Below are 24,140 nucleotides of genomic sequence, written 5' to 3'. Positions count from 1 at the left end.
GCACGTTCGGCGCATTTGACACTTCGTTGAGAGCACAGATAGGAACAACTCTCTGAAGTGGAGAGGTGAACTGTGCGCGAGCCGAACGTGGTCGGGGACTGGCAGGAGTACGACGAGCAGGCCGGCCTGCGTGTCCGCGTCCATGGTGTGGAAAAGGCGGAGCCCCCGCGGGGACGCGACGACGCCGCCGACGAACTCACCTACTTCAGATTTCGGGTGACCGTCGAGAACCGCGCCACCGAGCATTTCGGCATCCACCTCGAAGACGGCCAGATCGATATCCGCGTCGGCGCCGACGGCGAGAGCGCCTTCCTCGACTGGCGGAACTCGCAGTTCATCGAGGGCTTCGACATCTACCCCCTGCGCCGGGCCACGGCGGTCCTCTTCGCCGCGGGCCCCGACGCCGTCCTGCACCGGATGGACATCCAGATCCAGCTGAAGGTCGACGACGAGTGGACCGAGCGCTACCTCTGGGCGGGCGGCGTCGAGAACGACGCGGCCGTCGATGCGGGCACGCGTCCCGACCCGGCCAGGGACAGCCTCGCCTGCCAGGTGAGCAACTTCCTCAGGCGCGAGGCGGAGTCCTGAACCCGCCGGCCTGAGCAGCGCCGGGCAGGACGTCGGGCGGTACCTTCCCGTCCCGCCTCCTGAACCGCCCGAAGGGTGGCGGGGTGGGCGAACGGTGCTTTTCGCCTCCGCGGGCTAAGGTCGGCAGGTGAGTCGAACCGAAGCGCGCTCCGAGGGAGCGGGTCCGTTCACGACCCGCCTGACCTGGCGCCTCGTGGACGGGCGCACCGCGGTCTGGGAATCGCGCCTGGCCCGCAAGCGTGGCCTTCTCACGGTGCGCGCCCCGGGTGAACCGGAGGCCCGCTCCCGACGGGCCGACACCGTGTCGATCGGCCGGCTGCGCAGACTGAACGCCATCGCCGCGGCCGCGTTCACGGTCGGCGGGTTTCTCTTCGCCCTCGGGGCCGGGGTCGTCCAGTTCGGCTCGAGCGGTTTGACGGGAGCCTGGATCTACTTCGCGGGCGGCCTGTTCTTCAACACCGGGGGCTACGCCTCCCTGCTTCAGGCGGTCAACGCTCCGCGCCAGGACAGCGAGTCCGGCTCACTGGCCGGCCGGCGCTGGCGGTGGTGGAGCTACGAGCCCGGCCGGATCGACTGGCTCAGCACCTTCGTGCTGTTCGTGGGAACGCTCGTGTTCGGCGTCAATCTGCTGGACTCGCTGCTCAAGGGGCTCTCGGCCCAGCAGGTGAACCGCCTGGTCTGGGCGCCCGACCTGGTCGGATGCGTCCTGTTCCTGGTCTCCGGCCACCTCGCGATCGTCGAGGTCTGCCACGGCCGGCCGCGGGTCCTCGCCCACGACCTCGGCTGGTGGATCGTCGCGGTCAACCAGTTCGGATCCGTGCTCTTCCTCGTCTCGGCGCTGGCCGCCTTCACGCGCCCCGAGACCGGCAGCCTCGTGAACGTCGACATCGCCAACTGGGGCACCCTCGTGGGGGCGCTGTGCTTCTCGGCCGGAGGCGTGATCCAGTTCTTCGAACGTCCCTGAGGGGTGTCTTGCGACGCGGTGCCGGGCGTTCTAGCGTTCGCCGGCCGGGTTGCCCTCGACCCACTGGATGAGCAGCTGCCGTACGTAGGGATTGCCCTCCTGGGCGGCGTGCGCCAGTCGCTCGGCGCTCGCCCGTGCCGCCCGCCAGCCCGCCGGTGTGTCCTCGGCTTGGGCGCGGTCCGCGGCGGACAGGGCGTCGGCCGCGAGGAGGCGCAGTTCCTCGGAGAGATCGTCGTGCGCGGCGGAGCGGTACGCCTCCAGGCGCAGGGCCGACAGGTCCGCGGCCGAGGGGGTGGGCTCCGTCGGCGGCTGCGCGTAGCCGCTCACCGCGATGACCACGCAGAAGGTGGCGACGTCCCGGCGGCTCTCCGACTGGCCCTTGGCGATGGCGGGGGCGAGCCATCTGGGTGCCCGCCAGTGCGAGATCGCCGTGGCGAGGGTCAGGGCGACGGCCAGCAGCGCGAAGGGAATCCAGCCACCGAGGAACCAGCCGATCGGCCCGAGCACCAGGAAACAGACGGCACTGCTCATCCATATGCGACGGCGGCCGATTCTCAGGTGTCGTGGATCCATGCGCCTCAGTGTCGCAGGGGCGTCCGGGACACGAGGAGGCGGCGGGCGATTCGCGCGGGCCCGTCGCCTTTCGGCCCGCCGCCCGGTACCGGAATGTCCGCCTCGAACGTACGGAAAGCGGCATGTCCCGCGAAACCGTGTGCCACCGGCTCAACCCCGTCCCGGCGTGCGTCTTTTGGCCATGCCCCGGGGGCCGTGGGCCGGGAGGTGCGTGTGTGTGCCATGGGGTGGCCGGACAGGGGGCGCGTCCCACGGTCCGTCACAAGGAGGGGGCCGGAGGCGCCCCAGAGGCCCGCCCGGGGCGGCAGGGACGGCACGCGCGGTGACGGTCGATGGCGGACCCGAGCCCTCGCGGTGACGGCCGCGGGCGCGGAGAACGGTGGTGGAAGGGTCTCGTGGGCGTGGTGGCAGGTGTAACGGCGTACGTCGAATGGCCGGAGATGACCCTGTCGGCCGCGACCGCCCGTACGTACGCTTTCGTCACTCCCGGCCTTCACGGCTCCTTCACAACCGGGAGCGGGCCGCGCATGGGCATTTGTCATGCGCATGTCTTAAATGAGCCGAGCTTGATCCAACGCACTGGTCTGCGACGGTTCCCCGTCCGTCCGGGAACCGCACCCCCCATTTCACGGCGGCGCCTTCGGGCTGCCGCCGGAACACCAACGCAACGGATTGGAGCACCATGGCTGGTGGGCTGCTTCTGGGTGGCGCGATCGCCGCCCTGTTCGCCACAGCGCTTCCCCTGTCGGACCCGTCCTCCGGGTTCGTCGACCCGCCCCCGGACAAGATCGTCATCAAGGTCGCCACGGTGAACGGCTCCGGCTGTCCGCAGGGAACCGCCGCGGTCGCCGTCTCCCCGGACAACACCGCCTTCACGGTGACGTACAGCCAGTACCTCGCCCAGGTCGGAGGCAACTCCGACCCCACCGCGTTCCGCAAGAACTGCCAGCTCAACCTGATCGTCCACGTCCCGCAGGGCTTCACGTACGCCATCGCCAGCGCGGACTACCGCGGCTTCGCCTCGCTCCAGCAGGGGGCCAGCAGCACGGAGAAGGCCTCGTACTACTTCCAGGGCTCCTCGAACACGGCCGCCATCACCCACCCCTTCCGTGGCCCCTTCGACGACAACTGGCAGGCCACGGACACCACGGACTGGGCCCAACTGGTCTGGGCCCCCTGCGGTGTCCAGCGCAACTTCAACATCAACACCGAACTCCGCGTCAGCGCGGGAACGTCGGCGCCCGGCAGCACGAGCTTCATGACCATGGACTCGACGGACGGTGACATCAGCACCGTCTACCACCTGGCCTGGAAGGAGTGCCCCGCCTCCTGACCGCCGCTCCACGTGCGGATCCTCGGCCGGCTCCGCCGCATCGGAGCCGGCCGAGCCGGCCGTGTCGTCCCGCGGGCAGGCTCCTAGGGCAGCAGCTTGTCGACCGCCGCGGAGCCTTCCTCCTGGAGCTTGCGCTCGGCCCAGGCGAGGTTCTGCGGAGTGACGTCGCGGCCCGCGGCGAGCACCAGGTCCTCGGCCGACACCGGGCCTTCGGTCCCGGTGTGCAGCAGCGAGTCGGGGGTCGCCCTGTCGTCGGAGGGCGTGGACGCGTCGGGCTGGCTGGTTGGCATGGTTTCTCCCTGTTCCACCGGATCTGTTCTCACGCTACGGGCATTCCGCAGACCCCGCGCGACGCACCCGGGCTGGCCTCGGCCCACGGCCCGCCGCGGCGCGCGAACCCCCGTTCGGCTCTCCTGGGATGTCGGCAACCTCTCGCTGAGGTGATGGTGGAGGGGCTCGCACCCCTGCGAATGAACGGAGCCTGGAATGCGTATTCGTCTGATGGCCGCCGCCGGACTTGCCAGCGTGGCCCTGCTGGCCACCGCCGGGACCGCCGCCGCCGACGACCCCAACCCGGTGGGCGTCGCGGTGGGCAGCCCCGGAGTCCTGTCCGGCAATGTCATCCAGATCCCCGTCGACCTCGACCTGAACGTGTGCGGCAACACGGTCAACGTGGTGGGTCTGCTGAACCCGGCGATCGGAAACGTCTGCGTGAACGACTGACGCTCGTGGTCCGCCGGGCGGAGTCTCTCCGCCCGGCGGACCCGCGTCCGGGCCCGACGGCTCACCCATCCTCCCGGGTGGGCCGCCGGGCCCGGGTGCGTCCGGGGGCGGGTGGTCCGGTCGGAGGGAGGTACGGCGCGTGAGGTGTCCGCGCCGCGCGGGGGCGGGAGGAGACGCGGGACCGGGGCGGCCACGCCTGGGGCGACGCCGGAAGCTCGGCGCCGAGTGCGGTTGCCGGCGGCGGGGCGACGGGCCGACGGGGTGGCGGGTTGACGGGGTGGCGAGGGGGCGGGTGGCCGGCGGACCGGTGGTGAGCGGGTGGGCGGATCCTCCGTACCGCGGGGCCGGTTGACGTCTGCCGGACGAGGGGTCGATGCCCGAGGGCCCTTCATTGGTCTGTACATGACCATCAGGGCGGGTCAGACTGTGCGCCGACCAGACACCCCCCCATCGAGGAGCAGACCTCATGCGCATGCGCGCTCGGCAACGTTGTCACACGGTCCTGGCCGGTCTCGTCACCTTCACCACCGCCGCCGTCCTGTCCGTGGCCACCGGCACGCCGGCCTCGGCCGCCGACACCTGGAACGAGGTGGGCACGGACCGCGCCGACCCGCTGACCGAGAGCCAGGGCCTGACCTCCGTCGAGGTCCCGGCCGGCAGCCCCAACCACTACACGGGCATCGGCACGATCCCCACCGGCGTGAGCAGCAGAGGCTGGAACCACATCGGCGACCCGGACGCCTCCTACAACGGCTACTACATCGAGCCGTACCAGAGCGACTCCGGCGGCTCGAAGATGTTCCGGGTCCAGGCACCGGGCGGCGCCTGGTCGGAGTACGTCCACGCGCTGAGTGCGGGAGAGGCACTGAACAACTCCTTCGTCACCATCACGCCGAACGGTTCGTGGATGGTGTCCGGCGAGTACGGCACGATGAACCGGCTCCTGGTGTTCCCGACCCCCGGCGTGAACCCGGCCACCTCGCCCGCCGCCAACCTCCCGCAGGCGTCCACCGTCAACCTCGACCACGCCGTACGCGACGTACAGGGCTGCGACTTCGTCACGGCGACCCGGCTGCTGTGCTCCTCCGACGACCCCGCGGGCACGCTCTTCGGCATGACCAAGCCGCTGCTCCAGATCGACCTGTCCGGCGAACCGAACAGTTCGGACGTCTCGGGCCATGTCACCGCGCTGCGTCAACTGCCGCTGCGCAGCTCCTGCTCGGGCACGTTCGAGGCGGAGGGAATCGACTACGACCGGCGCACCGGCACCCTGCGCGTGATCGTCGTGTCACCGGGATTCTGCGTGCTGACCGACAGCAAGACCTATCGCTTCACCAGGAGTTGAGAACACACTTCCTGTGGGACCCGGGCGCGTGCCCCGCCGGTGGCTCCTGAGCGACGGGTGGCGTACGCGCTCGCGGACGACAGGTCTATGGTCAGAGGCAGATTCAGAGTGATGGGGGGTGGCCGGCTGTGGTGGAGGACGAAGCCGTGATCGGCTGCACGGGGGAACTGCTCATCGGCACCCGGGGATCCGTCGGTCCCGGCGAGATCCTGGTGCGCGTGAGAGGCGGATCCGAGACCTTCCTCGCCTGGTCTCGGGAGCCCCTGCCGACGGGGGCGACCGTGTTGGTGATCGAGTCCCGGGGATGTCGTGAGGTCGACGTCATCGAGTGGGCCGATCCGTTGGACGCGCTGGACGGCGACGCCGTCGGCGCAGGCTGAGGAGGAGAAGTATGTTCGGTTATCGCGTTCCCGCTCCCGATGAGGCGATGCTGATCTCGGGTGGCAGGCGGGGACTGGGGGGCGCGCCGTTCCGGGTGGTGACGGGGCACGGCAAGTTCGTGCTGCCGATCTTCCGCAAGACCCGCTTCCTGACGCTGTCCATGTGCGAGTCCGAGGTCACCGAGACCTGTGTCACCAGGCAGGGCATCGCGCTGCACGTCCGCGCCGTGATCGCGTTCAAGGTCGGCAACGACACCGAGAGCATCATCAACGCGGGGCAGCGGTTCCTGTCAGACCAGGACCAGATGTCGATCCTGACGGGCCGGATCTTCGCGGGCCATCTGCGCTCCATCATCGGCTCGATGACGGTCGAGGAGATCGTCACCGAGCGGCAGAAGCTCGCCGCCGAGGTCCTCGACACCTCGAAGACGGAGATGGCGAAGATCGGCCTGATCGTCGACTCGCTGCAGATCCAGTCGATCGACGACGGGGACACCGGCTACATCGACGCGATGTCCGCGCCGCACAAGGCGGCCATCCAGCGTCAGGCCCAGATCGCCCAGGCGCAGGCCACGCAGGCCTCCGTCGAGGCGGAGCAGGTCGCGGCGCGCAACCAGGCCGAGTACGCCCGGCAGACCGCGATCGTGAAGGCGGAGTACTCGGCCGAGGTGGACCGGGCGCAGGCGCAGGCCGCCCAGGCCGGCCCGCTCGCCCAGGCCCACGCCCAGCAGGAGGTCCTCGCCGCGCAGACCGAACTCGCGGAGCGGGCGGCCCAGTTGCGCCAGCAGCAGCTGGTCGCCGAGATCGTCCGGCCGGCCGAGGCGGAGGCCGAGCGGATCAAGGTGCTCGCCATCGCGGACGCCGAGCGCATGAAGATCCAGGCCGAGGCGGCGGCGTCGCACGACCGGGTCGCGCTCGACCGGATGCTGATCGACCAGCTCCCCCTCATCGTCAAGGAGGCGGCGGGCGGCCTCGCGGGTGCGAACGTCAACGTGCTCAACGGCGCCGACGGCCTCGGCGAGATAGCGGCCGGCCTGGTCGCCCAGGGCCTGACCATCCTCGACTCGGTCCGCCAGAACCTGGGCGGCCAGAACTCCGAGGGCCGCGCGGAGAAGCCGAACGGCCCGCTCGAACTCCAGGGGTACACCCGTACGCCGGTCGACGGGGACGAGCCGGAGAAGGGCTCGCCGTCGGCGAACTGAGCCGAGATCCACGGTCCGTCGCGTCCGCCGTCCCTTCGGGGCGGCGGACGCCGTCGTTCGCGCACGGCACCGGCGCAACAGCACCCCCGATCGGAGCAATCGACTCGCATGTCGCTCAAGTCCCTTACACTCTGCGAAAGTTGATCGTTTGACGTGGTCGCCCCAGGAGGAGCGCATGCCCCGGACACCCTCGCGACGTACCGCACTGCAGGGCCTCGCCGTCGCCGGCGCCGCCGTCGTCGGGTTCGATCCCTTCACCCGGAGCTGGGCGGCCACCGCCACCGACCGGCCGCTCGCGGGACTCCCGCCGCTGGACGGGAGCGTGTACACCGACGACGCCTCGCGCACGGCGGCCGCCGACGACTTCGGCCACATCGTCCACCGGCGTCCGGTCGCGGTACTGCGCCCGGGCTCGGTCCGCGACATCGTCGCCATGGTCCGCTTCTGCAACAAGCACGGCATCTCCGTCGCCCCACGCGGCCAGGGCCACGCCACGCAGGGACAGGCACAGGTCGACGGCGGCCTGGTCATCGAGACCACGCCGCTCGCCTCCATCGGCCCGGTCGGGCCGCGAAGCACCACGGTCACCGTCGGCGCGGGCGCCAGGTGGAGCGAGGTCGCCCGGGCCACCCTGGCCCACGGACTCACCCCGCCCACCTTCACCGACTATCTCGAACTCTCCGTCGGCGGCACCCTGTCGGTCGGCGGCATCGGCGGCCAGACCCACCAACAGGGCGCCCAGGTCGACAACGTGAGCGAACTCCAGGTCGTCACCGGCGCGGGTGACCTCGTCCGCTGCTCCCCGACCCGCCACCGCGACCTGTTCCTCGCCGTGCTCGCCGGACTCGGCCAGTGCGCGATCATCGTCGGCGCCACCCTGCGCCTGGTCCCCGCGCCCGAGACCGTACGCCACTACCTCCTTCCGTACGACGACCTGCGCACCTTCCTCGAGGACCAGCGTCTGCTCGTGGAGGAGGGCCGTTTCGACTATGTCGAGGGCCAGGTGAACCCCGACGCCGAGGGGGCCTTCCGCGGCTATGTCCTCGAAGCCGTCGCCTACGGGCCGCCCGCCGGTCCCGCCCCCGACGACGCGGCGCTGCTCCGCGGACTGCGGCACGATCCCGCGGGCGTGCAGACGAGCGACCTCGGCTACTACGACTTCCTCGACCGGCTCGCGGCCGGGGTCGCCGCGTTGAAGGAAGCGGGCCTGTGGGCCTTCGCCCACCCCTGGCTCAACCTGCTGCTGCCGGGCCGTTCGGCGGCGGCGCTGGCCGAGTCCCTGCTGGACGACCTCACCCCGGCGGACCTCGGACCCGGCGTCGTCCTCCTGTACCCGGTGCTGCGCGAGAACCTGCACACCCCGCTGCTGCGCACCCCCGACGATCCGGTGTCGTACCTGCTGGCCGTCCTGCGCACGACCCCGCCCGACGACACCGCGACCGTCGACCGTCTCCTCGCCGCCAACCGCGCCGCCTACGACACCGTCCACGCGGCCGGCGGCACCCACTATCCGGTCGGCTCGGTCCCCTTCGGAGCGGCCGACTGGCGCGAACACTTCGGCCCCGCCTGGCGGCGGCTCGCCACGGCCCGGCACACCTACGACCCGAGAGGAATCCTGGTCCCGGGGCAGGGCATTTTCTGACGAAGCCCCGCTCCCGCCCCACGGCCCGGGCTCACCAGAGCCCGGGCTCGCTGCCCACGATCGGTACCGACGGCTTCCCGTCCACGCCCTCGGGGACATCACCGGCCAGCATGACGCGGTGCATGACCCGGGGGTGGTCGACATGGGCGGTGTCGCTCGGTGCCAGATGGATGGTGGCCCGGTTGTCCCAGAAGGCCACGCTGCCCGGCTCCCACCGGAAGCGGACCGTGTACTCGGGCCGCGTCGCCTGCTCGAGCAGCATGTCCAGGAGCGCCCGGCTCTCCGGCCGGGACACACCGAGAATCTGCTCGACGTAGTAGCCGTTGACGAACAGCACCCGCTCGCCCGTCTCCGGGTGCACCCGCACCAACGGGTGGTCGGTGGCGATCTGACGGTCCAGCAGATGCCGGGCGTACGCGTCGTCGCCCGGCCGTGACTGGTAGCCGACCCCCAGTCGGTGCTCGGCGCGCAGACCGTCGACGAAGGCGCGCACCGGAGCCGAGAGGCCCGCGTAGGCGACGGCCAGGTTCGACCACGTCGTGTCACCGCCGTACGGAGGAACGGTCTCGGCGCGCAGGACGGTCGCGGCCGGCGGATCGACCCGGGCGCCGTGGTCGCAGTGCCATCCGCGCAGCAGCGAATGGCGCCGCCGGCGCAGCCACTCCTCATGCTCCATTCCGAAGCGACCGCCCAGCTCGAGACGGTCGGCCGTCGTCTCGACCTCGGGAGCTTCCTTGGGTGACGCACTGCCGCGGGACCGGAGGCGGATCGGCTCGCCGAACCGGCGCGCGAAGGCCACGTGCGAGGTGTGATCGAGCCGCTGGCCGCGGAAGAACACCACCTTCCAGCGCAGCATCGCCGCCCGGATCGCGGCGACGGTCTCGTCGGTCAGCTCCTCCGCCAGGTCGACTCCCGTGATCTCGGCGCCGATGTGTCCGGCCGCCGGTTTCACTTCGAGACATGCGACCTGGTCCGTCATGGGGGCTCCGTTGATCGTGTCGGCTCGTCGGGTCCAGCATGACCGCTGGGCAGGGCGCCCGACAGGGCGCCTCGCGGGGAGGACGGATCGTGCGCGACGGGCTCCGCGCACGGGAAGCGCGGCGCGCACACAGGGTGTGTGCCGTGTCGCGCACTTGCCGTGTCGCACTCCCTGTTCGAGGTCACGCTCGGTGCCCAGAATGTTGCGCAGTGAACGGGGCCCGCCCTCCATCCGCATAGGGGCGGGGCCCGTTCGCCCGCGAACGGCCGCGCGGCGCGGTGCCGTGGAGGTCCTCAGTCCCGGTGCTCGCGCAGGGCGGCGAGCGCGCGGTCGGCGTGCGCGCTCATGCGCAGTTCGCTGCGGACCACCTCCAGGACGGTACGGTCCTGCGCTATGACGAAGGTGACCCGCTTCGTGGGGGCCAGCGAGAAGCCGCGCTTCACCCCGAACCGCTCCCGTACGGTGCCGTCGACATCGGACAGCAGGGGGAAACCGAGCGTGTGGCGGTCGGCGAACTCCTGCTGCCGGTCGACCGAGTCACCACTGATCCCGACCGGCCGCGCACCGGCGGCGGTGAACTCGGTGGCCAGATCGCGGAAGTGGCACGCCTCGGCGGTGCAGCCGCTGGTGAGGGCCGCGGGATAGAAGAACAGCACCACGGGCCCCTCGGCCAGCAGCTCGGACAGGCTCCGGCTCGCCCCGGTCTCGTCCGGCAGCGTGAAGTCCTCGACCTGGTCGCCGACGTTCAGCGGAGACGTCATGACCGTCCCTCCCCGGACCGCGCGACCCCACGGGCCCACAGGACGAGCGGCACCTGGAGCGGGAGCCGCGCCAGCGCCGCCGCCTTGAGCGGCGCGGGACGGTGACGCCAGTCCACGGCCATCTGGACATTGGCGGGGAAGACACCGACGAAGAAGGCGGCGGTGGCCAGCGCGGCGACCCGGCGCGTGCTAGGGAGCGCCACTCCGGCCGCCAGGGCGAGTTCGGCGACACCGCTCGCGTACGTCCAGGTCCGCGGCGCTCCCGGGAGAGCGCGCGGTGAGCGGGCGTCGTCCCGCGCGCGACAAGAGGCGACTCGACGGCTTCGGGCCCGGGGTCCCGACTTCAAGGACCTTGGACTGCCCGACACGGCCGTTGTCACGAGCCCCGAGCCGCCCGCGGGGCCGGCCCGAAGAAGAGGCGCGATTTCGGTCCGTCGGGTGAAGTCCGGTGAATGCGCGAGCATCCGGGTTTGGGAATTCGATTCACGGTCAGCCGTAGAAGTGAATCGCGTGGTCGAGCAGTGAGGACGCGAACCGCGACGGCCGGCAACGAGAAGGCCAGGGCCACGACGGAAGAGGCGAAGGGCCAGGCCGGGGAGACCGTCGCATGTGCGGTCTGCGAAGAGCGGGTGACCGCCGAGGGCAGGGCCGCGCCGTCCAAGGGCGACGCGCGGCAGGCCGAGGAAAAGACCAAAGACGTATTTCGGCAGTGGCTGCAACATTTCCACAGGGTCCGCCGCGGTATTTCGCGACGGGCCCTGTGGAATTCCGGGCAGGAGCGGAGGAACGAAGAATGTGCGGGCAGGATCAGAGGTCCGCCACCGGCACGGTGGCCGTTTCACGGCAGGTGGTCTCGACGGGGCCCGGCAGTCCCGCCGACATCCGGCAGGCGGTCAGGTACGCCCTCGCGGGGCGGTCCGGGGGCCACACGCGGGACGCGGACGCAGCCGTCGGCGACGCGCTGCTCGTCGCGTCCGAACTGGTCACCAACGCGATGCTCCACGGCGGCGGCGTCACCGCGTTCGAGGTGACGCCGACCGAGCGGGAGGTGCACCTGTCCGTGAGTGACCGAAGCGATCGACTGCCCGTGCCCGTGCGACGCGTCGACGACGCGGGCCGTCTGCGGGTCGGCGGTCACGGGTGGATGATCGTCTGCACCCTGGCCAGCGATGTCGTCATCTCGAACCTGCGGGCCGGAGGCAAGCGCATCACGGCCGTGGTGCCGCTCCCGACGAGCACGAGGGGCTGAGCGCGCGGCGCCCGCCTCGCTTCCTTCCCTTCCACGAGAGCGGGCGACGACGGCACACCGTCGCCGCCGGGGACGCGCACGCCGGTCCCACCGGCTGTCCGTCGGTGCCGGCGGCCCGATTCCGTCACGACCTCGCTCGTCCGCGCAAGGACTCAGGCCGTCAGGGCGGGCCGGGACAGGCCCGTACCCGGTGCGGCGCTCGGACCGGCCGCGGTGGTCCGCGCCGCGGCCTGGACGGGATAGGTGGTCTTCGCGGGGTCGACCAGAGGGTCACCGAGCACGATCCGGCCCGCCGCGTGCAGCGCGTCGCACTCGCCGGTGGGCAGAGCCGCATAGCAGCCGCCGCGACCTGTGGCGGAATCCAGCGGGAGCCAATAGCCGTACCGGCGACGGCCGTTCGCGTGCACGGTGAGACGGACGGAGAACCGCCGCTGCGTGATCAGACGCAGGACTTCGGCGCCTTCGGAGCTGAGCGGCGTGCGGGTGCGGGGCAGCGGCCGCAGCATGGTCACCGGCCTCCGATCGGGGCCCGCGGCGCGGCGCGCCGGTGCGAGGTCGGCGTCATGTGCATGTGGCCTTTCGACGGACGGGTGGGATCACGCATCGCCAGGGGGTGACGTTCCGGCTGATCAGCATTGTTCCGCAGGGCACTGACAACGCGGGCGGAGCGATGTTCAGCCGCGATGCGCCGATGCCTGTGCGCGGTGCGTCCGGGCGGCGAGCTGCCCCTGGACGAAGGGGTCCGTGGCGGGGTCGTACGAGCCGGCGTGGTCGGCGAGCGTGTCGGTGATCCGTTCCCACTCGTCCGCCTCCGCGCGCGCGTCGCGTGCCTGCCTCTCACCGGGAGAACCGTCCCCGGCGGCCTTCCGCGCTTCCTCGAGGGCCGCCTTCGCCTCGTGATGGTTCATTCCGGTGGCGGCGCGGCGCACCCGGTCCCACACGGCGTGCTCCCGCTCGGACGGTTCCTGCTCGGGACTCAATGCTTCACCTCGATCGTGCGACGGGACCGCTTCCTTCACCGGACCCGAGTGCCCACCTGGGCCGGAACGACACCTGCGCGTCGGCGTTCGCGGACACGGATGCCGTTCCCTCACCAGGGAAGGAAGGCGTGGATGTCCTTGCCGTCGGGCCGCACGATCACGCTCACCTGGTCGCAGAGCGCCTGGATGAGATGCCAGCCGATGCCACCCCCGCCCTGTTCGGGGCGGAAGCGGCGGGGCGCGGGCCGGGTGGTGCTGCTGTCGCGCAGCGTCACGTGCACTCCGTCGAAGGTCGGACGCAGCTGCAGCTCGAAGGGGCCGGGAGCGTACTGGATCGTGTTCGCGGCCAGTTCGGTGACCACGAGCAGGATGTCGTCCCAGTGCTCGGGCGCCGAGGGCGGTGCCGTTCGCGCGAGGGCACGCAGATAGCCGTCCGCGGCCAGCCGAGCGTCGGTCACGTTGCGCAGCTCGCCCCCGAACGCGCTGGTGAGCGTCCCGAATTCCTCGTACGACGGCTTGTGCTTCCGGCTCGGATCGATTTTCATCGCGCCCTTCGTTCGGATCTCGTCGGCGGAATGTCTCTCACTGCGTCGCGACCCGGTCACCTGGTATCCCGCGCCCGCCCAGGAGACGGCCCGGCGCTCCCGCCGGCCCGTCTATACCGGGGTGTCCTGGGAACGCCGACGGGAACGGCGTCGCGCCAGGGCGCGTCGTTCCGCTTCGCTCGTACCGCCCCAGACGCCGACGCTCTGGCCGGTGTCCAGTGCCCAGTTCAGGCACGCGTCGCGGACCGGGCAGCCCGCGCAGACGGCCTTCGCCTCCTGGATCTGCAGCACGGCGGGGCCGGTGCTGCCGATGGGGAAGAACAGATCGGGGTCGACGGTGCGGCAAGCCGCGGAATCACGCCAGTTGTCCATGCGAGCCTCCTGTGATCGAAGTGCACACGTTCTTCGGGGTTCGGTCCCCCCTCGGGTCACCCTTGATCTCCCGGATGAAACGGGTTGGGCATGCAAAGATCCCGTGGACATGGGATCGGCCGCACGGGGCGGCCGCGCCAGGTGGCGCGAAAGCGCGGCCGGTCGCCGGAACGACGTCACCCGATCGGCGCGGCGGGTCGCACCGGGTGGCAAGATGGAACTCCAGGTGAAGCCGGTTGGGTTTCGACGAATGAGCGGGTGGCCCATGGCGCACGAGTCCGGCGATGTCTGGGAGAAGTTCGCCGTCGCCTTGGCGGACATGGCACGGGATCTGCTGGCGCAGGACTCGGTGCAGGCCACCTTGGACCGGATCGTGGATCACGCGACGGTGCTGATCAACGGGTGCGACGAGGGTGGCATTCTCACGGTTCGCCGGGGGGAGGTCAGTGCGCTGGCCGCGACCAGCGATGTCGTGCGGATGGCGGACAGGATCCAGCAGGACCTGCGGGAGGGGCCGTGCTTCGACGCGGTGACCGACCGGCAGCAGGTCTATGCGATCGAGGACATGCGTCAGCCGCACGAACGGTGGTCCCGGTTCGCCCCCGAGCTGAGGAAGCTGGGCATGGGCAGCATGATGGGCTTCCTGCTGTTCACCGACGACGACGAGCTCGGTGCCCTCAATCTGTACTCGCACAGCCCGAACACGTTCGACGAGTCGGCTCGGCGCGCCGGCTGGATCCTGGCCTCGCACGCGGCCGTCGCCCTCTCCGCGGCCCGTACGCACCAGCAGCTCGGCCAGGCACTGGAGACCCGCCACGAGATCGGTGAGGCGATGGGCATCCTCATGGAGCGACACGGCCTCAGCGAGGAGAACGCCTTCAACGTGCTCAAGAAGGCCTCCCAGGATCACAACATCAAGCTGCGGGAGGTCGCCCGCAAGGTCTGCGAGACCGGCGAGCGACCCGCCTGACCCTGCTAGAGGAAGCGGCGCAGCGGGGCGACGGCCAGCTCCTTCGCCCGCTGGATCGGGGACCTGCGCCGCCAGCGGCCGGGTTCGATGCCCACGGCGTGCTCCCGGTCCTCGTCGAAGTCCTGGTCGAGAGCCGCGGTGAACGCCTCGTCGAGCACGGCGAGCATGACCTCCTCGTCGTGCTCCATGGACCGCCGGTTGAAGTTCGTCGAACCGATGAGCGAGGCCACCCCGTCCACCGTCATGATCTTGGTGTGGAGCATGGTCGGCTGGTACTGGCGGATCTCGACACCGGCGTCCAGGAGCGCGCCGTAGTGGTGCTGACCGGCGAGCTGGCAGGCCCGCTGATCGGTGTGCGGACCCGGCAGCAGGATCTCCACGCGGACACCGCGGCGCGCCGTCGCGCACAGCAGGTCCACGAAGTAGGCGTCCGGGGCGAAGTAGGCGGTGGCGAGACGGAACCGCTCCTCGGCGGAGCCGAGCATCACGCGGATGAGGGTCTGCATGTCCTGCCAGCCGAAACTCGCCGAACCCCGCACCACCTGGACGGTCGCCGTGCCCGGCTGGTCGTGCCCGGTGAAGCGGTCCCGGTCGTCGAAGAGCTCGTCGTGGCACTCCGCCCAGTTCTGCGCGAACGCGGCGGCGATGCCGTCCACGGCGGGCCCCCGCACCTTGACGTGGGTGTCCCGCCACTCGGAGGGACCGCGGGCGTCCCCGCACCACTCCTCGGCGATGCCCACACCGCCGGTGAACGCGGTGTGCTCGTCGACGACGAGTGCCTTGCGGTGACAGCGGTGGTTCTGCTTCAGGGGCGAGAGCCAGAGCGGCTTGCGGAACCACGCGACCTGTACGCCCGCGGAGGTCATGGACCGCAGCAGGTCCCCCTCGATCCGCTTCGCGCCGAAGCCGTCCAGCAGCAGCCGTACCCGGACACCCGCCCGGGCCCGGTCGGCCAGGGCGGCCGCGAAGTCGCGGGCTATCTGCCCGCGCCAGTACACGAAGGTCATCATGTCGATGGTGTGCTCGGCGGACCGCACCGCCTCGAGCATCGCGGCGAAGATCCGGTCGCCGTTGCGCAGGGGAACGAGCTCGTTCCCCTCGGTCGCGGCGATGCCGAGGAGCCGCTCCAGGCGTCTGCGGAGACGCTGCTTGCGCCGTCCCGCCTCTTCCGGATCCACCGGTCCGTTCGCCTCGACTCGTGCCGTGATGGTCTGGGACATTCGCCGTCTCCTGTTGTCCGTGCCGCGTTCCCGCCCTGTCACTCCGGGTGTGTGAGGAGGAGTGGTGGCCCTTGCCGGGACCTGCCCGACGGGGCCACCACCCCTCCCGCTCGACCGTGTCGGCCTCGGGGTCGCCCGGCCCCTTCGGCCGCGACGGGAGCGATGTCGCCGAAACACCCGTGGGCGTTCGCGACGCGAGCTCTCGTGCCCCCGATCGGCCGCGGCAGTCCCGTGCGGCCTCGGCGAGTTCCGCCCGTGCCCGGTCGGCCCCACGCGGTCGGTCCCGCCCTTCGGCTCCCGCGCGTTCGGCCCGTGCCACGTGCTCGGCGAGTGCTCCTGTGACCACGGTGTGAAGGTGGGGGAACCCGTGACATGGGCTCCGTCGGTTCGGGAAGAAGGGGGGACAGCCTGCCCGACACGCCGGACGGACACGGAGTGGCGCCGCTGCGCGGCGTTCGGGCGGGAAGCACGGCAAGGGAGGTGAAGGGATGACCACCGTCGAACCGCCCTGCGACTTCGGCTCCGTTCCCGGTGCGAGGCTGGAGAGAAATCCGCAGGCCGCTGTGCACGCCCGGCGCATGGCCCGGACGTTTCTCGGAGGCCTGCCCCGCCAGGTACCGCGTGAGGCGGCCGAGGCCGTCGCCCTCGTGGTCTCGGAGCTGGTGACGAACGTGGTGCGCCACGCGCGCGGACGGCTGTGCAGCGTGGATCTGTGGGACGTGGGCCACGGGGTCGGCATCTCCGTCTCCGACGACGACCCCGAGCCGCCGCGTCCGCGGCGTCTCGACCTGACAGGACAGGGCGGCTTCGGCTGGCCGCTGGTACGCCGGCTGTCCTCCGAACTGACCGTGCTGTCACGCCCGGACGGCAAGACCGTCCGTGCTGTCGTGCGCTTCTGAGCATCCCGCTGGTGATCTGAGAATCCCGCCCCCGACGATCCCGCCCCCGACGATCCCGCCCCCGACGGTCCCCGCCCCCGACGATTCCCGCCCCTGACGATTCCCGCCTCTGACGATTCCGAGGAACGAGCATCATCCGCGATCCAGCTGAGACCGCCGGCCGCGACGGAGTTCGCCGTCCGCGCGACGAGGTCCTCCGTGCGCACCGCGGGCGCGCGGTGAACAGGCCCCGGGGGAGCGCGTGATGACCCGTGGCGGATGACGGCGACGTGAACCGCGCAGTGGTGCCCGGCGACCGCCCCGAGGCGGTCGCCGCACGGATGGCGGACGCCGTCGAGGAGCTGGTGGAGCTGTGGGTCTCGGCCGGCCAGTCGGTCGACCCACGCCTGTCCGCCCACCAGTTGAAGGCGCTGAAGGCCGTCAAGCACCGCTCCGGACTCACCCTCACCGGCCTGGCCGACAGCGTCGGCATCACCCTGCCGGCCGCGAGTCGCCTCTGCGACCGACTGGAGGCCGCGGGCCTGCTGCAACGGATCCCGCACCCCGACAACCGGCGTGCCCTGCACCTGCTGCTCACACCGCGGGGCCGAAGGGCGCTCGCGGAGATCGGCGAACGGCGCGCCCTGAACCTGGCGGCCGCACTGGCGGCGATGACCCCCCTCCAGCGGACCTGTCTGGAGGACGGGCTGCGCGCGTTCCACGGGGCACGCCGTACGACGGTCGCCGAGCGCCGACCGGACGGGTAGAGGGGACGGGCGGACCGGGACGCACGAGCGCGTGGCGACGCGCGGCCCGGCGGGGTGTCAGGGGGAGGTCTGCTCGGGGATACGGGGCTTTCCCGCGTCGCCGATGTGGCAGAGCAGCAGACAGACGTCGTCGTCCCGCTGCGAATCGCGGAGCATCGGATCCAGGATCCGGTCGGCGGCGCCTTCCAGATCATGGTCCAGATCGGCCGCGTTCTCCGCGGACAGCGCCTCGGCCAGCCGTCGGATGCCCGGGTCGATGCCCTGGGCCCGCCGTTCCACCAGGCCGTCCGTGTACAGCGCGAGCGTGGATCCCGGCGGAAGCTGCGCGGTGTGGTCGCCGATCTCCTGGTGCAACGGGATGCCCAGCATGGCACCGGGTTTGGCGTCCAGGACGCGCACATCGCCGTCGGGAGTCCGCAGCACCGGTGGCGGGTGTCCGGCGGCGGCCCAGGTGACGGTGGTCTCGTCGGGGTGGAAGCGGGCGATGACCGCGGTGGCGTACAGGTCGGGCTGGAGATGGTGGAGGAACACGTGCAGGCGTGTGAGGAGCCGGCCCGGTGTGCCGCCGTCGACGGCGTACGCCCGCAGGGCGGTGCGCAGTTGGCTCATCATCACGGCCGCGTGCAGTCCGTGGCCGGTGACGTCACCCATGACGGCGACCAGACCTCCGTCGGGCTGGCGGAACGCGTCGTACCAGTCCCCGCCGATGTTCAGACCGTGGGTGGCGGGGAGGTAGCGGGCGGCCAGGCTGAGCCCGGGGGTCGCGGGGAGGTCCGTGAGGAGGGCGCGCTGCAGGGTCTCGGCGATGTCGCGGTTGTGCTCGAAGCGCTGGGCGTGGTCGATCGCGATGCCGGCCCTGCGGGCGAGTTCGACGAGCATCACGGCGTCGTCCGCGTCCCACCGGTCCCGCGGCGGCGTCAGCGTCACCACCCCCAGGGGCGTGTGCCGGGTCGGCAACGGGATGCACAGCAGGGGCTGGTCCGGGTGGAGCGCGGAGGGCGGCTGGTCGTCGACGCCGGGCAGACCGCCCGTGTGGTCGGCCGCGTACTGCGGGCGGCCGGTGCGGGCGGCGACGACGGCGGCCGCCGGGCGGGGGGTGCGCTCGCGGGATCTGTCGTCGTCGGCGAAGAGCCAGATGTCGACGCTCCGGGCGTAGTCCGGCACCAGGAGTCCCGGCAGACGGCTCAGGATCTCCTCGTGGTTGAGCGAGGCGGTGAGGGCCGCGCTGGCATCGGCGAGGAAGGTCAGTCTGCGCCGGGCGCTCTCCGCCTCGGTACGCGCTGTGCGTTCGGCGTCGAACAGCTCGCGCTGGACCCGGCCGGCCGCGTCGAGTTCGGCGTGCAGCGCCAGCACACCCTGGTTGGTCTGGTGCAGTTCCTCCCGGTGGAAGGCGACCAGCTGCTCCTGTTCGGTGAGTCTGTCGAGGACACGGGAGGTGTCCTCGTCGGCGCTGAGCAGCGCGTCGGCGAAGGCCGCGCGGTCGCGCGGCACCCGGGCCACGCGACCACCCTCGTCGTGCTCCGGTTCCGGGACGCCGACGCTCACCCGCCAACTCGGCCGGGTCCCCTCCCCGTTCGCCTCCGCGTCGAGGGTGACCGTGAGCCGGCCCGGGCACTGCGCCTTCGGGGGCGCGGCCGTCCGCAGGGTCAGCAGCCAGCTGCCTCCCTTGACGAGGCACTGCCGCAGCTGCGCGCTCAGCGCGGTGACCAGGCGGGTGCGTTCGACCGTGGAGACGCCGTGCGCCGCGGCGATCCGGGCGGCGGCGATCCGGGCACGGGCGGCGTCGTCGACCGTGCTGATCTGCCAGGTATGGGTCATGATCGGTGATCCTGCGGGGTGGGGGTCAGCACGGCCACGGTGGTGTCGTCCCGCACCGGGCGGGCGGCACTGCTGGAATCCCGCACGATCACGGAGGCGGTGACCGCGGGGTCCCAGGAGGTCAGGGGTTCGACGGGCGGGGGAGCCCAGCGGCTGGGCAGGCCGTCGCTGTGGAGCACGAGCAGGCTGTCCGCGGTCCAGGGCAGCCGGCACTGCGGCAGCCGCGCCGGACGGTGGGCGCCGACTATCCCGGGGTGGGACAGCAGCGGACGCCAGGTGTCGCCGGAACGCAGCCGGGCTCCGATGTTGCCGATTCCGGCGAAGTCGAGGTGCCGGGTCGCGAGGTCGAGCCGGGCCACCGCGACAGCGGCTCCCCGGGTGTCGCGCAGCGCCGTGTGCAGCACTCCGAGCAGTTCGGCCGGCGGCAGATGCGCGCAGCGGTGCAGTTGGTCCACGGCCGCTCCGGACGCCTTCGCGGCGGCCGGGCCGTGGCCGAGGCCGTCGGCCAGCAGCAGCGTGATCCGGTCGCCGGAACGGACACAGGCCCAGGCGTCGCCCGAGTACGCGGCGGCCGCGAGGGGGATGTTGATGCCTCCCGCCCGCACCGGTGCGCTGGTGTCGGGGAGTCGGTGTCCGGGCCGGTCCCTGCGGGCCGCGTGGACCCGGGCCAGGGCGACGGTGCCCCGGCCCGGCACGGTGTGCACCTCGAAGTGGTCGGCGACACGGCGGCAGGTGCCGAGCCCCGCGCCGAGCGAGGCCGTCGTCGAGAACCCGTCGCGCAGCGCGGTCGTGAGGTCGGCGATGCCGGGGCCGTGGTCGATCGCGGCTATCTGGAGAGCCGGGCCGCGTCCGGTGCCGGGCTCCGCGAGGTCGGCGTCCACGGTGTCGATCAGTACCTGTCCGCCGCCCCCGTGCTTGAGCAGATTGGTGGCCAGCTCCGTTGCGACGAGCGCGGCGACGGCCCGGCGGTCGCGGCCGAGCCCGGTGTGGTCGGCGGCCTCCTCGGCCGCCACCCGGACGTCCCGGACGCGGGTGGAGTCGTGGACGGGTACGTCCCAGACGCGCGTCATCGGCTCTCCTCGCGGGGGCGCTGGAGCGCGGCGGTCCAGCAGATCACGGTCACCGCGGTGCCCTCGCCGGGGCGGCTGTCGATGGAGAACTCGTGCACCAGGCGCCGGGCTCCGCCCAGCCCGAGGCCCAGACCGCCGCCGGAGGTGTAGCCGTCGCCGAGCGCCCGCTCGATGTCGGGGATGCCGGGGCCCTGGTCGGAGAAGGTCAGGCGCAGGCCCCGTGCGGCCCCCGTCTCCAGGACGGTGGATTCGAGCCGGCCTCCTCCGCCGTGCACCAGGGTGTTGCGCGCGAGTTCACTGGCCGCGGTGACCAGCTTGGTCTGATCCACGAGTCCGAAACCGAGCTGGGCGGCAGCCTGGCGCACGTGCTGGCGCACCCACGCGAGATCCATGTCGCTGCGGATCGGCAGGCAGGCGGTGACACGGCCGGAAGTGTCCGTCACGGGCTCTCCTGCCGTGCTGGGCTGTGGTGAAGGGGCGTCGCCGCGGGGGAGAGCAGACGCATGGCCTCCTCGGCATTGAGCGCGGTGCGCAACCCGGGCAGGGTGAGGCCCAGTTCGACCAGGGTGATGGCGACGGCGGGGCGCATGCCCGCGACCACCGTCTGCGCGGCGAGCAGCTTCGCGTGCGCCGCGACCTCGGCGAACACGCGTCCCAGGAAGGAGTCGACGATCTCCACCCCGGAGATGTCGATGACCACACCGGTGACGGAACTCGCCGCGATGGCCTCGCCGATGTTGCGCTGCAACTGTTCGGCGGCTTCGTCGTACAGGTCGCCCTGCAGCGTGACCAGGAGGATGGTGCCGAGCTTGAGCACGGGCACCTGGGTGCCCGAGGAGTCGGCGACGGGGGCGCTCACCGCGCGCTCGGGCCGGTGCGGTCCTGGTCGACGACGGTGATGCCCTGCCGGTGCAGGGCGTACGCGAGGGCGTCGGCGAGGCTGGCCCGCGTGACCACTGTGCCGAGGTCGATGCCGAGATGGACGATGGTCTGCGCGATGGCGGGCCGGATGCCCGAGACAATGCACTCCGCTCCCATCAGGCGCGCGGCGGCCACGGTCTTCATCAGGTGCTGGGCCACCAGGGAGTCGACGGTGGGCACCCCGGTGATGTCCAGGATGGCGAACCGGGCCTGCTGGGCGACGACGGCGTCGAGCAGGCTCTCCATCACCACCTGGCTGCGAGCGCTGTCGAGGGTGCCGATCAGGGGGACGGCGACCACACCGGTCCACAGCTTGATCACGGGCGTGGCCACTTCCAGCAGCTGGAGGCGCTGGCGGTCGATGAGTTCCTGTCCGGCGCTGAGCGCCGTCTCCAGCACGACGAGCCGCAGCGTTCCCAGCAGCGCGGTGAGCGTGACCGCGCACGCCTCGGCGTTCTCGCGCGAGCCGTCGGCGAGATCGGCGCTCAGCAGCTCGGAGGCCGCCGGGCGCAGGGCCGCCACCTCGTCGGCGATCTGGGACGAGGTGGCACCGGTGCGCGCGCGGGAGGCCGCCATGCGCCCCAGCTGATCGCGCACCGTGGCGAATCCGGCGGCACCGAGGTCCTCGACCCGGCCCGTGGCCGCGACCGCGGCGAGCGCCTCCACGACGGCCCGGCCCGCCTCCACGGCCTCGTCCCGGGAGACGGTGAAGACGGTGCGGAACAGCGCCTCGTCGGCCCAGCGCTGGGCGATCTGCTCGCGGCGCCGACGCAGGAAGTCACCGACCTCCTGGGCCGATGACTCCTGCTGTACCGCTGCCTGGTGGTCCGCCACGTGTTCTTCTCCTTGGTCGTGCGCCGTGCCGACATCAGGGATCCGCCGTCCGGCGCGATCTCTTGTCGTACGACAACTGTAGTCATGGCCCGGACGCGTACGACACCCGCTCTCGTCGCGGGGGTCGCGGCCCGGTACCGGCCCGGCCGGCCGGGGTGTGCCCGCCTCCCGAGGCCGGCGGTCGCGCTACTCCGCTGTCGGCGGCCCGTGCCAGTCGAGACAGACGACGAGGGCGTCGTCCTCCGGCTTGAGCCTGCCCCGGTGACCGGTGAGCTCTCTCAGGACGGCGCGGGGCACCTCCGTCGCGGGCAGCAATTGGGTGGAGGTGATCGCCATGGCCAGGGCCTTCTCCCCGTACGTCTCCCCGCCGGGCCCGGCGACGGCGTAGACGCCGTCACTGACGAACAGCAGCCGGTCGCCGGGCTCCACCTGGAACTCCTGCACGACGTAGTCGGTCTCCTCGAACATGCCGAGGGGCAACTGGGCCTCGAAGTCGACGCGTTCGACGGTCCGGCCGCGCAGCCGCAGCATCTGGGGCGACCCCGCGTCGATCACTCGCATCCGCCCGGTGGACAGTTCGATGTCCACCATGAGCACGGACAGATGGGAGCGGCCGCGGTAGTGGGCGTAGATCGCCTGGTCGGCGAGCGCCGCCTGGTCCTGGAGGGAGATGCCGGCCCGGCGGGCGTTGCGCAGGGCGTTGATGCCGAGGTTGGTCAGCAGCGACGCCTCGATGCCCTCGCTCATGCCGTTGGTGACATAGAGCAGCAGCCGGTCGGCGCTGGCCGACCAGTCGAAGTTGTCGCCGAAGATCGCGTAGGCGGGCTCCAGCTGGGCGCCGAGCTCGTACTCGCGCCGGGAGCAGGAGCGGCCGGGCAGCAGCTGCCACTGCATCTCCGCGGCGAGGGTCAGCCGGTCCTTGCGGCGCGCCTGGAGATACAGGTCGGTGTCGCGCTCGGCCACGAGAACCTCGTGGCCGAGGATCTCGGCGATGTCGGCGAGCTCGGTGAGCGTCTCCTCGTCGCGCGCCCCGGAGGGCAGGGTGACGGACAGGACGCCGAGCCGGTCGCCCCGCACCGTCACCGGGAGGTGTGCTCGTACGCTCTCGCCCGTGGCTTCCTCGACGAAGGGCTCCTGCGCCCCGAAGGCCCGGCCCTCGGGGCTGCTGTGCACCGGGATGGGGTCCAGGGTGTGCGGCAGCACCGAGACGGGCTGGAGCACGGTGAGCCCGTAGTCGGCCATGAAGAGTTCGACGGACTCGGCCGCGTAGCGATCGCACAGCACGGCACGGACCGCGTCCAGCAACTGGTGGGGTGCCGCGGTACGCAAAGCCCGCTCCGCGGCCACGAATCTGTTCACGATGTCGGATACGCCATTCTTCGACTAGTACGATGCCGGGTCCACGCTCCGGGGAGCCGGTCCATCACGCGTGGGTGCCGGTATCTATTGTTTTGTCCCTGTCGTTGCCCCGACAGGCTGACAGTGCCCGAGAAGACTGGGAGAGTGAGACGGTGACTTCCTCCGGCCCGCGTCCGCACCCCGGTGAGGTGGCTCGCGTGACCGCCGAGGCGGCCGAGCTGCTCGAAATCCTCTGGGGGCGCGCCTCGACGGCTCCTGTCTCAGCCTCCCAGCTGCGGGTGCTGTTCATCCTGGAACACGACGAGGGCATCAACCTGAGGACGCTGGCCGACGCGCTCGGCTCCACGCCGCCCTCGACCAGCAGGCTCTGCGACCGGCTGCAGGCCGTCGGATACATCGAGCGGACGCCGAGTGCCACCAGCCGCCGGGAGCTGCGGCTGTTCCTGAGCCCCCGGGGCCGGACCTTCCTCACGGAGCTGCGCGCACGGCGCGAGCGCGCCGTGGAAGCGGTCCTCGCGCAGATGCCGGCCGACCGGCGGACGGCACTGGTGGAAGGGCTGGCGGCCTTCTGCGCGGCCGCGGCGGCGCAGCTCCACGAGGGCGACACGGTGGACGCCCGCTCGGCCTGACCGGCGCGGCCGCCCGCGTCCGGGGCCGGAGCCGGTCG

At 71.7% G+C, this 24,140-nt stretch carries 29 protein-coding genes and 1 pseudogene; 14 read left to right on the top strand and 16 right to left on the bottom strand.

All coding sequences use genetic code 11. From position 1 onward, the window contains the following. Positions 1 to 72 precede the first annotated feature (72 nt). Positions 73 to 588 carry a hypothetical protein gene (locus OG788_RS04950; protein ID WP_406369258.1) on the top strand — a complete coding sequence of 172 codons (516 nt, stop codon included), beginning with the start codon at positions 73 to 75 and terminating at the stop codon, positions 586 to 588. A 127-nt stretch (positions 589 to 715) separates the two neighbouring features. Further along, positions 716 to 1,552 (top strand): hypothetical protein, encoded by an 837-nt coding sequence (locus OG788_RS04945; protein ID WP_406369257.1) that lies wholly within the window; start codon positions 716 to 718, stop codon positions 1,550 to 1,552. 30 nt (positions 1,553 to 1,582) lie between these two features. Here the strand turns inward: OG788_RS04945 and OG788_RS04940 are convergent, their stop codons facing one another. Next, positions 1,583 to 2,125, bottom strand: coding sequence for a hypothetical protein (locus tag OG788_RS04940; RefSeq protein ID WP_406369256.1), 543 nt, complete (start codon positions 2,123 to 2,125; stop codon positions 1,583 to 1,585). 682 nt (positions 2,126 to 2,807) lie between these two features. Between OG788_RS04940 and OG788_RS04935 the strand changes: the two genes are divergently transcribed. Next, complete coding sequence (locus tag OG788_RS04935) at positions 2,808 to 3,458, top strand: DUF4360 domain-containing protein (protein ID WP_351552450.1); 651 nt, start codon at positions 2,808 to 2,810, stop codon at positions 3,456 to 3,458. A gap of 83 nt (positions 3,459 to 3,541) precedes the next feature. Here OG788_RS04935 and OG788_RS04930 read toward each other — a convergent pair whose 3' ends face one another. Continuing rightward, positions 3,542 to 3,748: a hypothetical protein gene (locus OG788_RS04930; protein WP_351552447.1), complete on the bottom strand. Its 207-nt coding sequence runs from the start codon at positions 3,746 to 3,748 to the stop codon at positions 3,542 to 3,544. Positions 3,749 to 3,944: 196 nt separating this feature from the next. On the opposite strand from OG788_RS04930, the gene OG788_RS04925 reads away from it, so the two are divergent. The 5 genes from OG788_RS04925 to OG788_RS04905 all read left to right on the top strand — a co-directional run bounded on the left by OG788_RS04925 (position 3,945) and on the right by OG788_RS04905 (position 8,750). Beyond that, the gene (locus OG788_RS04925) at positions 3,945 to 4,181 is read left to right on the top strand and encodes a chaplin (RefSeq protein WP_266755085.1); all 237 of its coding nucleotides are present in this window, start codon (positions 3,945 to 3,947) and stop codon (positions 4,179 to 4,181) included. Positions 4,182 to 4,647: 466 nt separating this feature from the next. After that, positions 4,648 to 5,526: a hypothetical protein gene (locus tag OG788_RS04920; protein ID WP_406369255.1), complete on the top strand. Its 879-nt coding sequence runs from the start codon at positions 4,648 to 4,650 to the stop codon at positions 5,524 to 5,526. A 128-nt stretch (positions 5,527 to 5,654) separates the two neighbouring features. Then, the gene (locus tag OG788_RS04915) at positions 5,655 to 5,906 is read left to right on the top strand and encodes a hypothetical protein (protein ID WP_351552438.1); all 252 of its coding nucleotides are present in this window, start codon (positions 5,655 to 5,657) and stop codon (positions 5,904 to 5,906) included. An 11-nt stretch (positions 5,907 to 5,917) separates the two neighbouring features. Further along, entirely contained in the window at positions 5,918 to 7,108 is a 1,191-nt protein-coding gene (locus OG788_RS04910; RefSeq protein ID WP_406369254.1) for an SPFH domain-containing protein, read from the top strand. A 175-nt stretch (positions 7,109 to 7,283) separates the two neighbouring features. After that, complete coding sequence (locus tag OG788_RS04905) at positions 7,284 to 8,750, top strand: FAD-binding protein (RefSeq protein WP_406369253.1); 1,467 nt, start codon at positions 7,284 to 7,286, stop codon at positions 8,748 to 8,750. 31 nt (positions 8,751 to 8,781) lie between these two features. Here OG788_RS04905 and OG788_RS04900 read toward each other — a convergent pair whose 3' ends face one another. From OG788_RS04900 to OG788_RS04890, 3 genes are all read right to left on the bottom strand, one after another. Beyond that, positions 8,782 to 9,729: a TauD/TfdA dioxygenase family protein gene (locus OG788_RS04900; protein WP_406369252.1), complete on the bottom strand. Its 948-nt coding sequence runs from the start codon at positions 9,727 to 9,729 to the stop codon at positions 8,782 to 8,784. Positions 9,730 to 10,022: 293 nt separating this feature from the next. Next, positions 10,023 to 10,490 (bottom strand): peroxiredoxin, encoded by a 468-nt coding sequence (locus OG788_RS04895; RefSeq protein ID WP_406369251.1) that lies wholly within the window; start codon positions 10,488 to 10,490, stop codon positions 10,023 to 10,025. Then, positions 10,487 to 10,858 carry a hypothetical protein gene (locus OG788_RS04890; protein WP_406369250.1) on the bottom strand — a complete coding sequence of 124 codons (372 nt, stop codon included), beginning with the start codon at positions 10,856 to 10,858 and terminating at the stop codon, positions 10,487 to 10,489. The genes OG788_RS04895 and OG788_RS04890 overlap by 4 nt, the downstream gene beginning before the upstream one ends. Positions 10,859 to 11,011: 153 nt before the next feature. On the opposite strand from OG788_RS04890, the pseudogene OG788_RS04885 reads away from it, so the two are divergent. Both OG788_RS04885 and OG788_RS04880 read left to right on the top strand, forming a co-directional pair. Continuing rightward, positions 11,012 to 11,197 (top strand): annotated as a pseudogene (locus OG788_RS04885) (hypothetical protein); the annotation flags it as partial. A gap of 86 nt (positions 11,198 to 11,283) precedes the next feature. Continuing rightward, the gene (locus OG788_RS04880) at positions 11,284 to 11,739 is read left to right on the top strand and encodes an ATP-binding protein (protein ID WP_406369249.1); all 456 of its coding nucleotides are present in this window, start codon (positions 11,284 to 11,286) and stop codon (positions 11,737 to 11,739) included. A 152-nt stretch (positions 11,740 to 11,891) separates the two neighbouring features. Here the strand turns inward: OG788_RS04880 and OG788_RS04875 are convergent, their stop codons facing one another. The 4 genes from OG788_RS04875 to OG788_RS04860 form a co-directional block, all read right to left on the bottom strand. Then, complete coding sequence (locus OG788_RS04875) at positions 11,892 to 12,245, bottom strand: hypothetical protein (protein ID WP_406376669.1); 354 nt, start codon at positions 12,243 to 12,245, stop codon at positions 11,892 to 11,894. 168 nt (positions 12,246 to 12,413) lie between these two features. Then, positions 12,414 to 12,719 (bottom strand): hypothetical protein, encoded by a 306-nt coding sequence (locus tag OG788_RS04870; protein ID WP_406369248.1) that lies wholly within the window; start codon positions 12,717 to 12,719, stop codon positions 12,414 to 12,416. Between the two features lie 110 nt (positions 12,720 to 12,829). Continuing rightward, complete coding sequence (locus OG788_RS04865) at positions 12,830 to 13,264, bottom strand: ATP-binding protein (RefSeq protein WP_406369247.1); 435 nt, start codon at positions 13,262 to 13,264, stop codon at positions 12,830 to 12,832. A 111-nt stretch (positions 13,265 to 13,375) separates the two neighbouring features. Further along, positions 13,376 to 13,636 carry a WhiB family transcriptional regulator gene (locus tag OG788_RS04860; protein WP_406369246.1) on the bottom strand — a complete coding sequence of 87 codons (261 nt, stop codon included), beginning with the start codon at positions 13,634 to 13,636 and terminating at the stop codon, positions 13,376 to 13,378. Positions 13,637 to 13,901: 265 nt separating this feature from the next. On the opposite strand from OG788_RS04860, the gene OG788_RS04855 reads away from it, so the two are divergent. Continuing rightward, entirely contained in the window at positions 13,902 to 14,606 is a 705-nt protein-coding gene (locus OG788_RS04855) for a GAF and ANTAR domain-containing protein (protein WP_351552405.1), read from the top strand. 5 nt (positions 14,607 to 14,611) lie between these two features. On the opposite strand, the gene OG788_RS04850 is transcribed toward OG788_RS04855, so the two are convergent. After that, a complete protein-coding gene (locus OG788_RS04850; protein ID WP_406369245.1) occupies positions 14,612 to 15,826 on the bottom strand; it encodes a phospholipase D-like domain-containing protein in 1,215 nt (404 codons plus the stop codon). Positions 15,827 to 16,314: 488 nt separating this feature from the next. Here OG788_RS04850 and OG788_RS04845 point away from each other — a divergent pair, with 488 nt between their 5' ends. Together OG788_RS04845 and OG788_RS04840 are read left to right on the top strand one after the other, a co-directional pair. After that, positions 16,315 to 16,725, top strand: coding sequence for an ATP-binding protein (locus OG788_RS04845; protein WP_356756903.1), 411 nt, complete (start codon positions 16,315 to 16,317; stop codon positions 16,723 to 16,725). 269 nt (positions 16,726 to 16,994) lie between these two features. Next, a complete protein-coding gene (locus OG788_RS04840; protein ID WP_406369244.1) occupies positions 16,995 to 17,471 on the top strand; it encodes a MarR family winged helix-turn-helix transcriptional regulator in 477 nt (158 codons plus the stop codon). A 57-nt stretch (positions 17,472 to 17,528) separates the two neighbouring features. On the opposite strand, the gene OG788_RS04835 is transcribed toward OG788_RS04840, so the two are convergent. The 6 genes from OG788_RS04835 to OG788_RS04810 form a co-directional block, all read right to left on the bottom strand. Next, a complete protein-coding gene (locus OG788_RS04835; protein ID WP_406369243.1) occupies positions 17,529 to 19,289 on the bottom strand; it encodes a PP2C family protein-serine/threonine phosphatase in 1,761 nt (586 codons plus the stop codon). Then, complete coding sequence (locus OG788_RS04830; protein ID WP_406369242.1) at positions 19,286 to 20,359, bottom strand: SpoIIE family protein phosphatase; 1,074 nt, start codon at positions 20,357 to 20,359, stop codon at positions 19,286 to 19,288. Before OG788_RS04830 ends, OG788_RS04835 begins: the two co-directional genes overlap by 4 nt. Next, complete coding sequence (locus tag OG788_RS04825) at positions 20,356 to 20,751, bottom strand: anti-sigma regulatory factor (protein ID WP_351552497.1); 396 nt, start codon at positions 20,749 to 20,751, stop codon at positions 20,356 to 20,358. The genes OG788_RS04830 and OG788_RS04825 overlap by 4 nt, the downstream gene beginning before the upstream one ends. A gap of 47 nt (positions 20,752 to 20,798) precedes the next feature. Further along, positions 20,799 to 21,218: an STAS domain-containing protein gene (locus OG788_RS04820; RefSeq protein ID WP_351552386.1), complete on the bottom strand. Its 420-nt coding sequence runs from the start codon at positions 21,216 to 21,218 to the stop codon at positions 20,799 to 20,801. Beyond that, positions 21,215 to 22,114: an STAS domain-containing protein gene (locus OG788_RS04815; protein WP_406369241.1), complete on the bottom strand. Its 900-nt coding sequence runs from the start codon at positions 22,112 to 22,114 to the stop codon at positions 21,215 to 21,217. Before OG788_RS04815 ends, OG788_RS04820 begins: the two co-directional genes overlap by 4 nt. A 186-nt stretch (positions 22,115 to 22,300) precedes the next feature. Continuing rightward, a complete protein-coding gene (locus tag OG788_RS04810) occupies positions 22,301 to 23,473 on the bottom strand; it encodes a PP2C family protein-serine/threonine phosphatase (protein WP_406369240.1) in 1,173 nt (390 codons plus the stop codon). 197 nt (positions 23,474 to 23,670) lie between these two features. Here OG788_RS04810 and OG788_RS04805 point away from each other — a divergent pair, with 197 nt between their 5' ends. After that, complete coding sequence (locus OG788_RS04805) at positions 23,671 to 24,102, top strand: MarR family transcriptional regulator (protein WP_351552377.1); 432 nt, start codon at positions 23,671 to 23,673, stop codon at positions 24,100 to 24,102. Positions 24,103 to 24,140: the final 38 nt, after the last annotated feature.

It is taken from the genome of Streptomyces sp. NBC_00647, assembly GCF_045207245.1.
Taxonomy (GTDB): Bacteria; Actinomycetota; Actinomycetes; order Streptomycetales; family Streptomycetaceae; genus Streptomyces.
The sequence above is the reverse complement of the archived record's forward strand: the minus strand, read 5'-3'. Positions and strand labels throughout refer to the sequence as shown.

Excerpts from the sequence above, each read along its gene's own strand:
- OG788_RS04940 (WP_406369256.1), bottom strand. The coding sequence starts at position 2,125 with ATGGATCCACGACACCTGAGAATCGGCCGCCGTCGCATATGGATGAGC.
- OG788_RS04935 (WP_351552450.1), top strand. The coding sequence starts at position 2,808 with ATGGCTGGTGGGCTGCTTCTGGGTGGCGCGATCGCCGCCCTGTTCGCC.
- OG788_RS04930 (WP_351552447.1), bottom strand. The coding sequence starts at position 3,748 with ATGCCAACCAGCCAGCCCGACGCGTCCACGCCCTCCGACGACAGGGCG.
- OG788_RS04925 (WP_266755085.1), top strand. The coding sequence starts at position 3,945 with ATGCGTATTCGTCTGATGGCCGCCGCCGGACTTGCCAGCGTGGCCCTG.
- OG788_RS04920 (WP_406369255.1), top strand. The coding sequence starts at position 4,648 with ATGCGCATGCGCGCTCGGCAACGTTGTCACACGGTCCTGGCCGGTCTC.
- OG788_RS04910 (WP_406369254.1), top strand. The coding sequence starts at position 5,918 with ATGTTCGGTTATCGCGTTCCCGCTCCCGATGAGGCGATGCTGATCTCG.
- OG788_RS04905 (WP_406369253.1), top strand. The coding sequence starts at position 7,284 with ATGCCCCGGACACCCTCGCGACGTACCGCACTGCAGGGCCTCGCCGTC.
- OG788_RS04900 (WP_406369252.1), bottom strand. The coding sequence starts at position 9,729 with ATGACGGACCAGGTCGCATGTCTCGAAGTGAAACCGGCGGCCGGACAC.
- OG788_RS04895 (WP_406369251.1), bottom strand. The coding sequence starts at position 10,490 with ATGACGTCTCCGCTGAACGTCGGCGACCAGGTCGAGGACTTCACGCTG.
- OG788_RS04880 (WP_406369249.1), top strand. The coding sequence starts at position 11,284 with ATGTGCGGGCAGGATCAGAGGTCCGCCACCGGCACGGTGGCCGTTTCA.
- OG788_RS04875 (WP_406376669.1), bottom strand. The coding sequence starts at position 12,245 with ATGCTGCGGCCGCTGCCCCGCACCCGCACGCCGCTCAGCTCCGAAGGC.
- OG788_RS04865 (WP_406369247.1), bottom strand. The coding sequence starts at position 13,264 with ATGAAAATCGATCCGAGCCGGAAGCACAAGCCGTCGTACGAGGAATTC.
- OG788_RS04860 (WP_406369246.1), bottom strand. The coding sequence starts at position 13,636 with ATGGACAACTGGCGTGATTCCGCGGCTTGCCGCACCGTCGACCCCGAT.
- OG788_RS04855 (WP_351552405.1), top strand. The coding sequence starts at position 13,902 with ATGGCGCACGAGTCCGGCGATGTCTGGGAGAAGTTCGCCGTCGCCTTG.
- OG788_RS04850 (WP_406369245.1), bottom strand. The coding sequence starts at position 15,826 with ATGTCCCAGACCATCACGGCACGAGTCGAGGCGAACGGACCGGTGGAT.
- OG788_RS04845 (WP_356756903.1), top strand. The coding sequence starts at position 16,315 with ATGACCACCGTCGAACCGCCCTGCGACTTCGGCTCCGTTCCCGGTGCG.
- OG788_RS04835 (WP_406369243.1), bottom strand. The coding sequence starts at position 19,289 with ATGACCCATACCTGGCAGATCAGCACGGTCGACGACGCCGCCCGTGCC.
- OG788_RS04830 (WP_406369242.1), bottom strand. The coding sequence starts at position 20,359 with ATGACGCGCGTCTGGGACGTACCCGTCCACGACTCCACCCGCGTCCGG.
- OG788_RS04825 (WP_351552497.1), bottom strand. The coding sequence starts at position 20,751 with ATGGATCTCGCGTGGGTGCGCCAGCACGTGCGCCAGGCTGCCGCCCAG.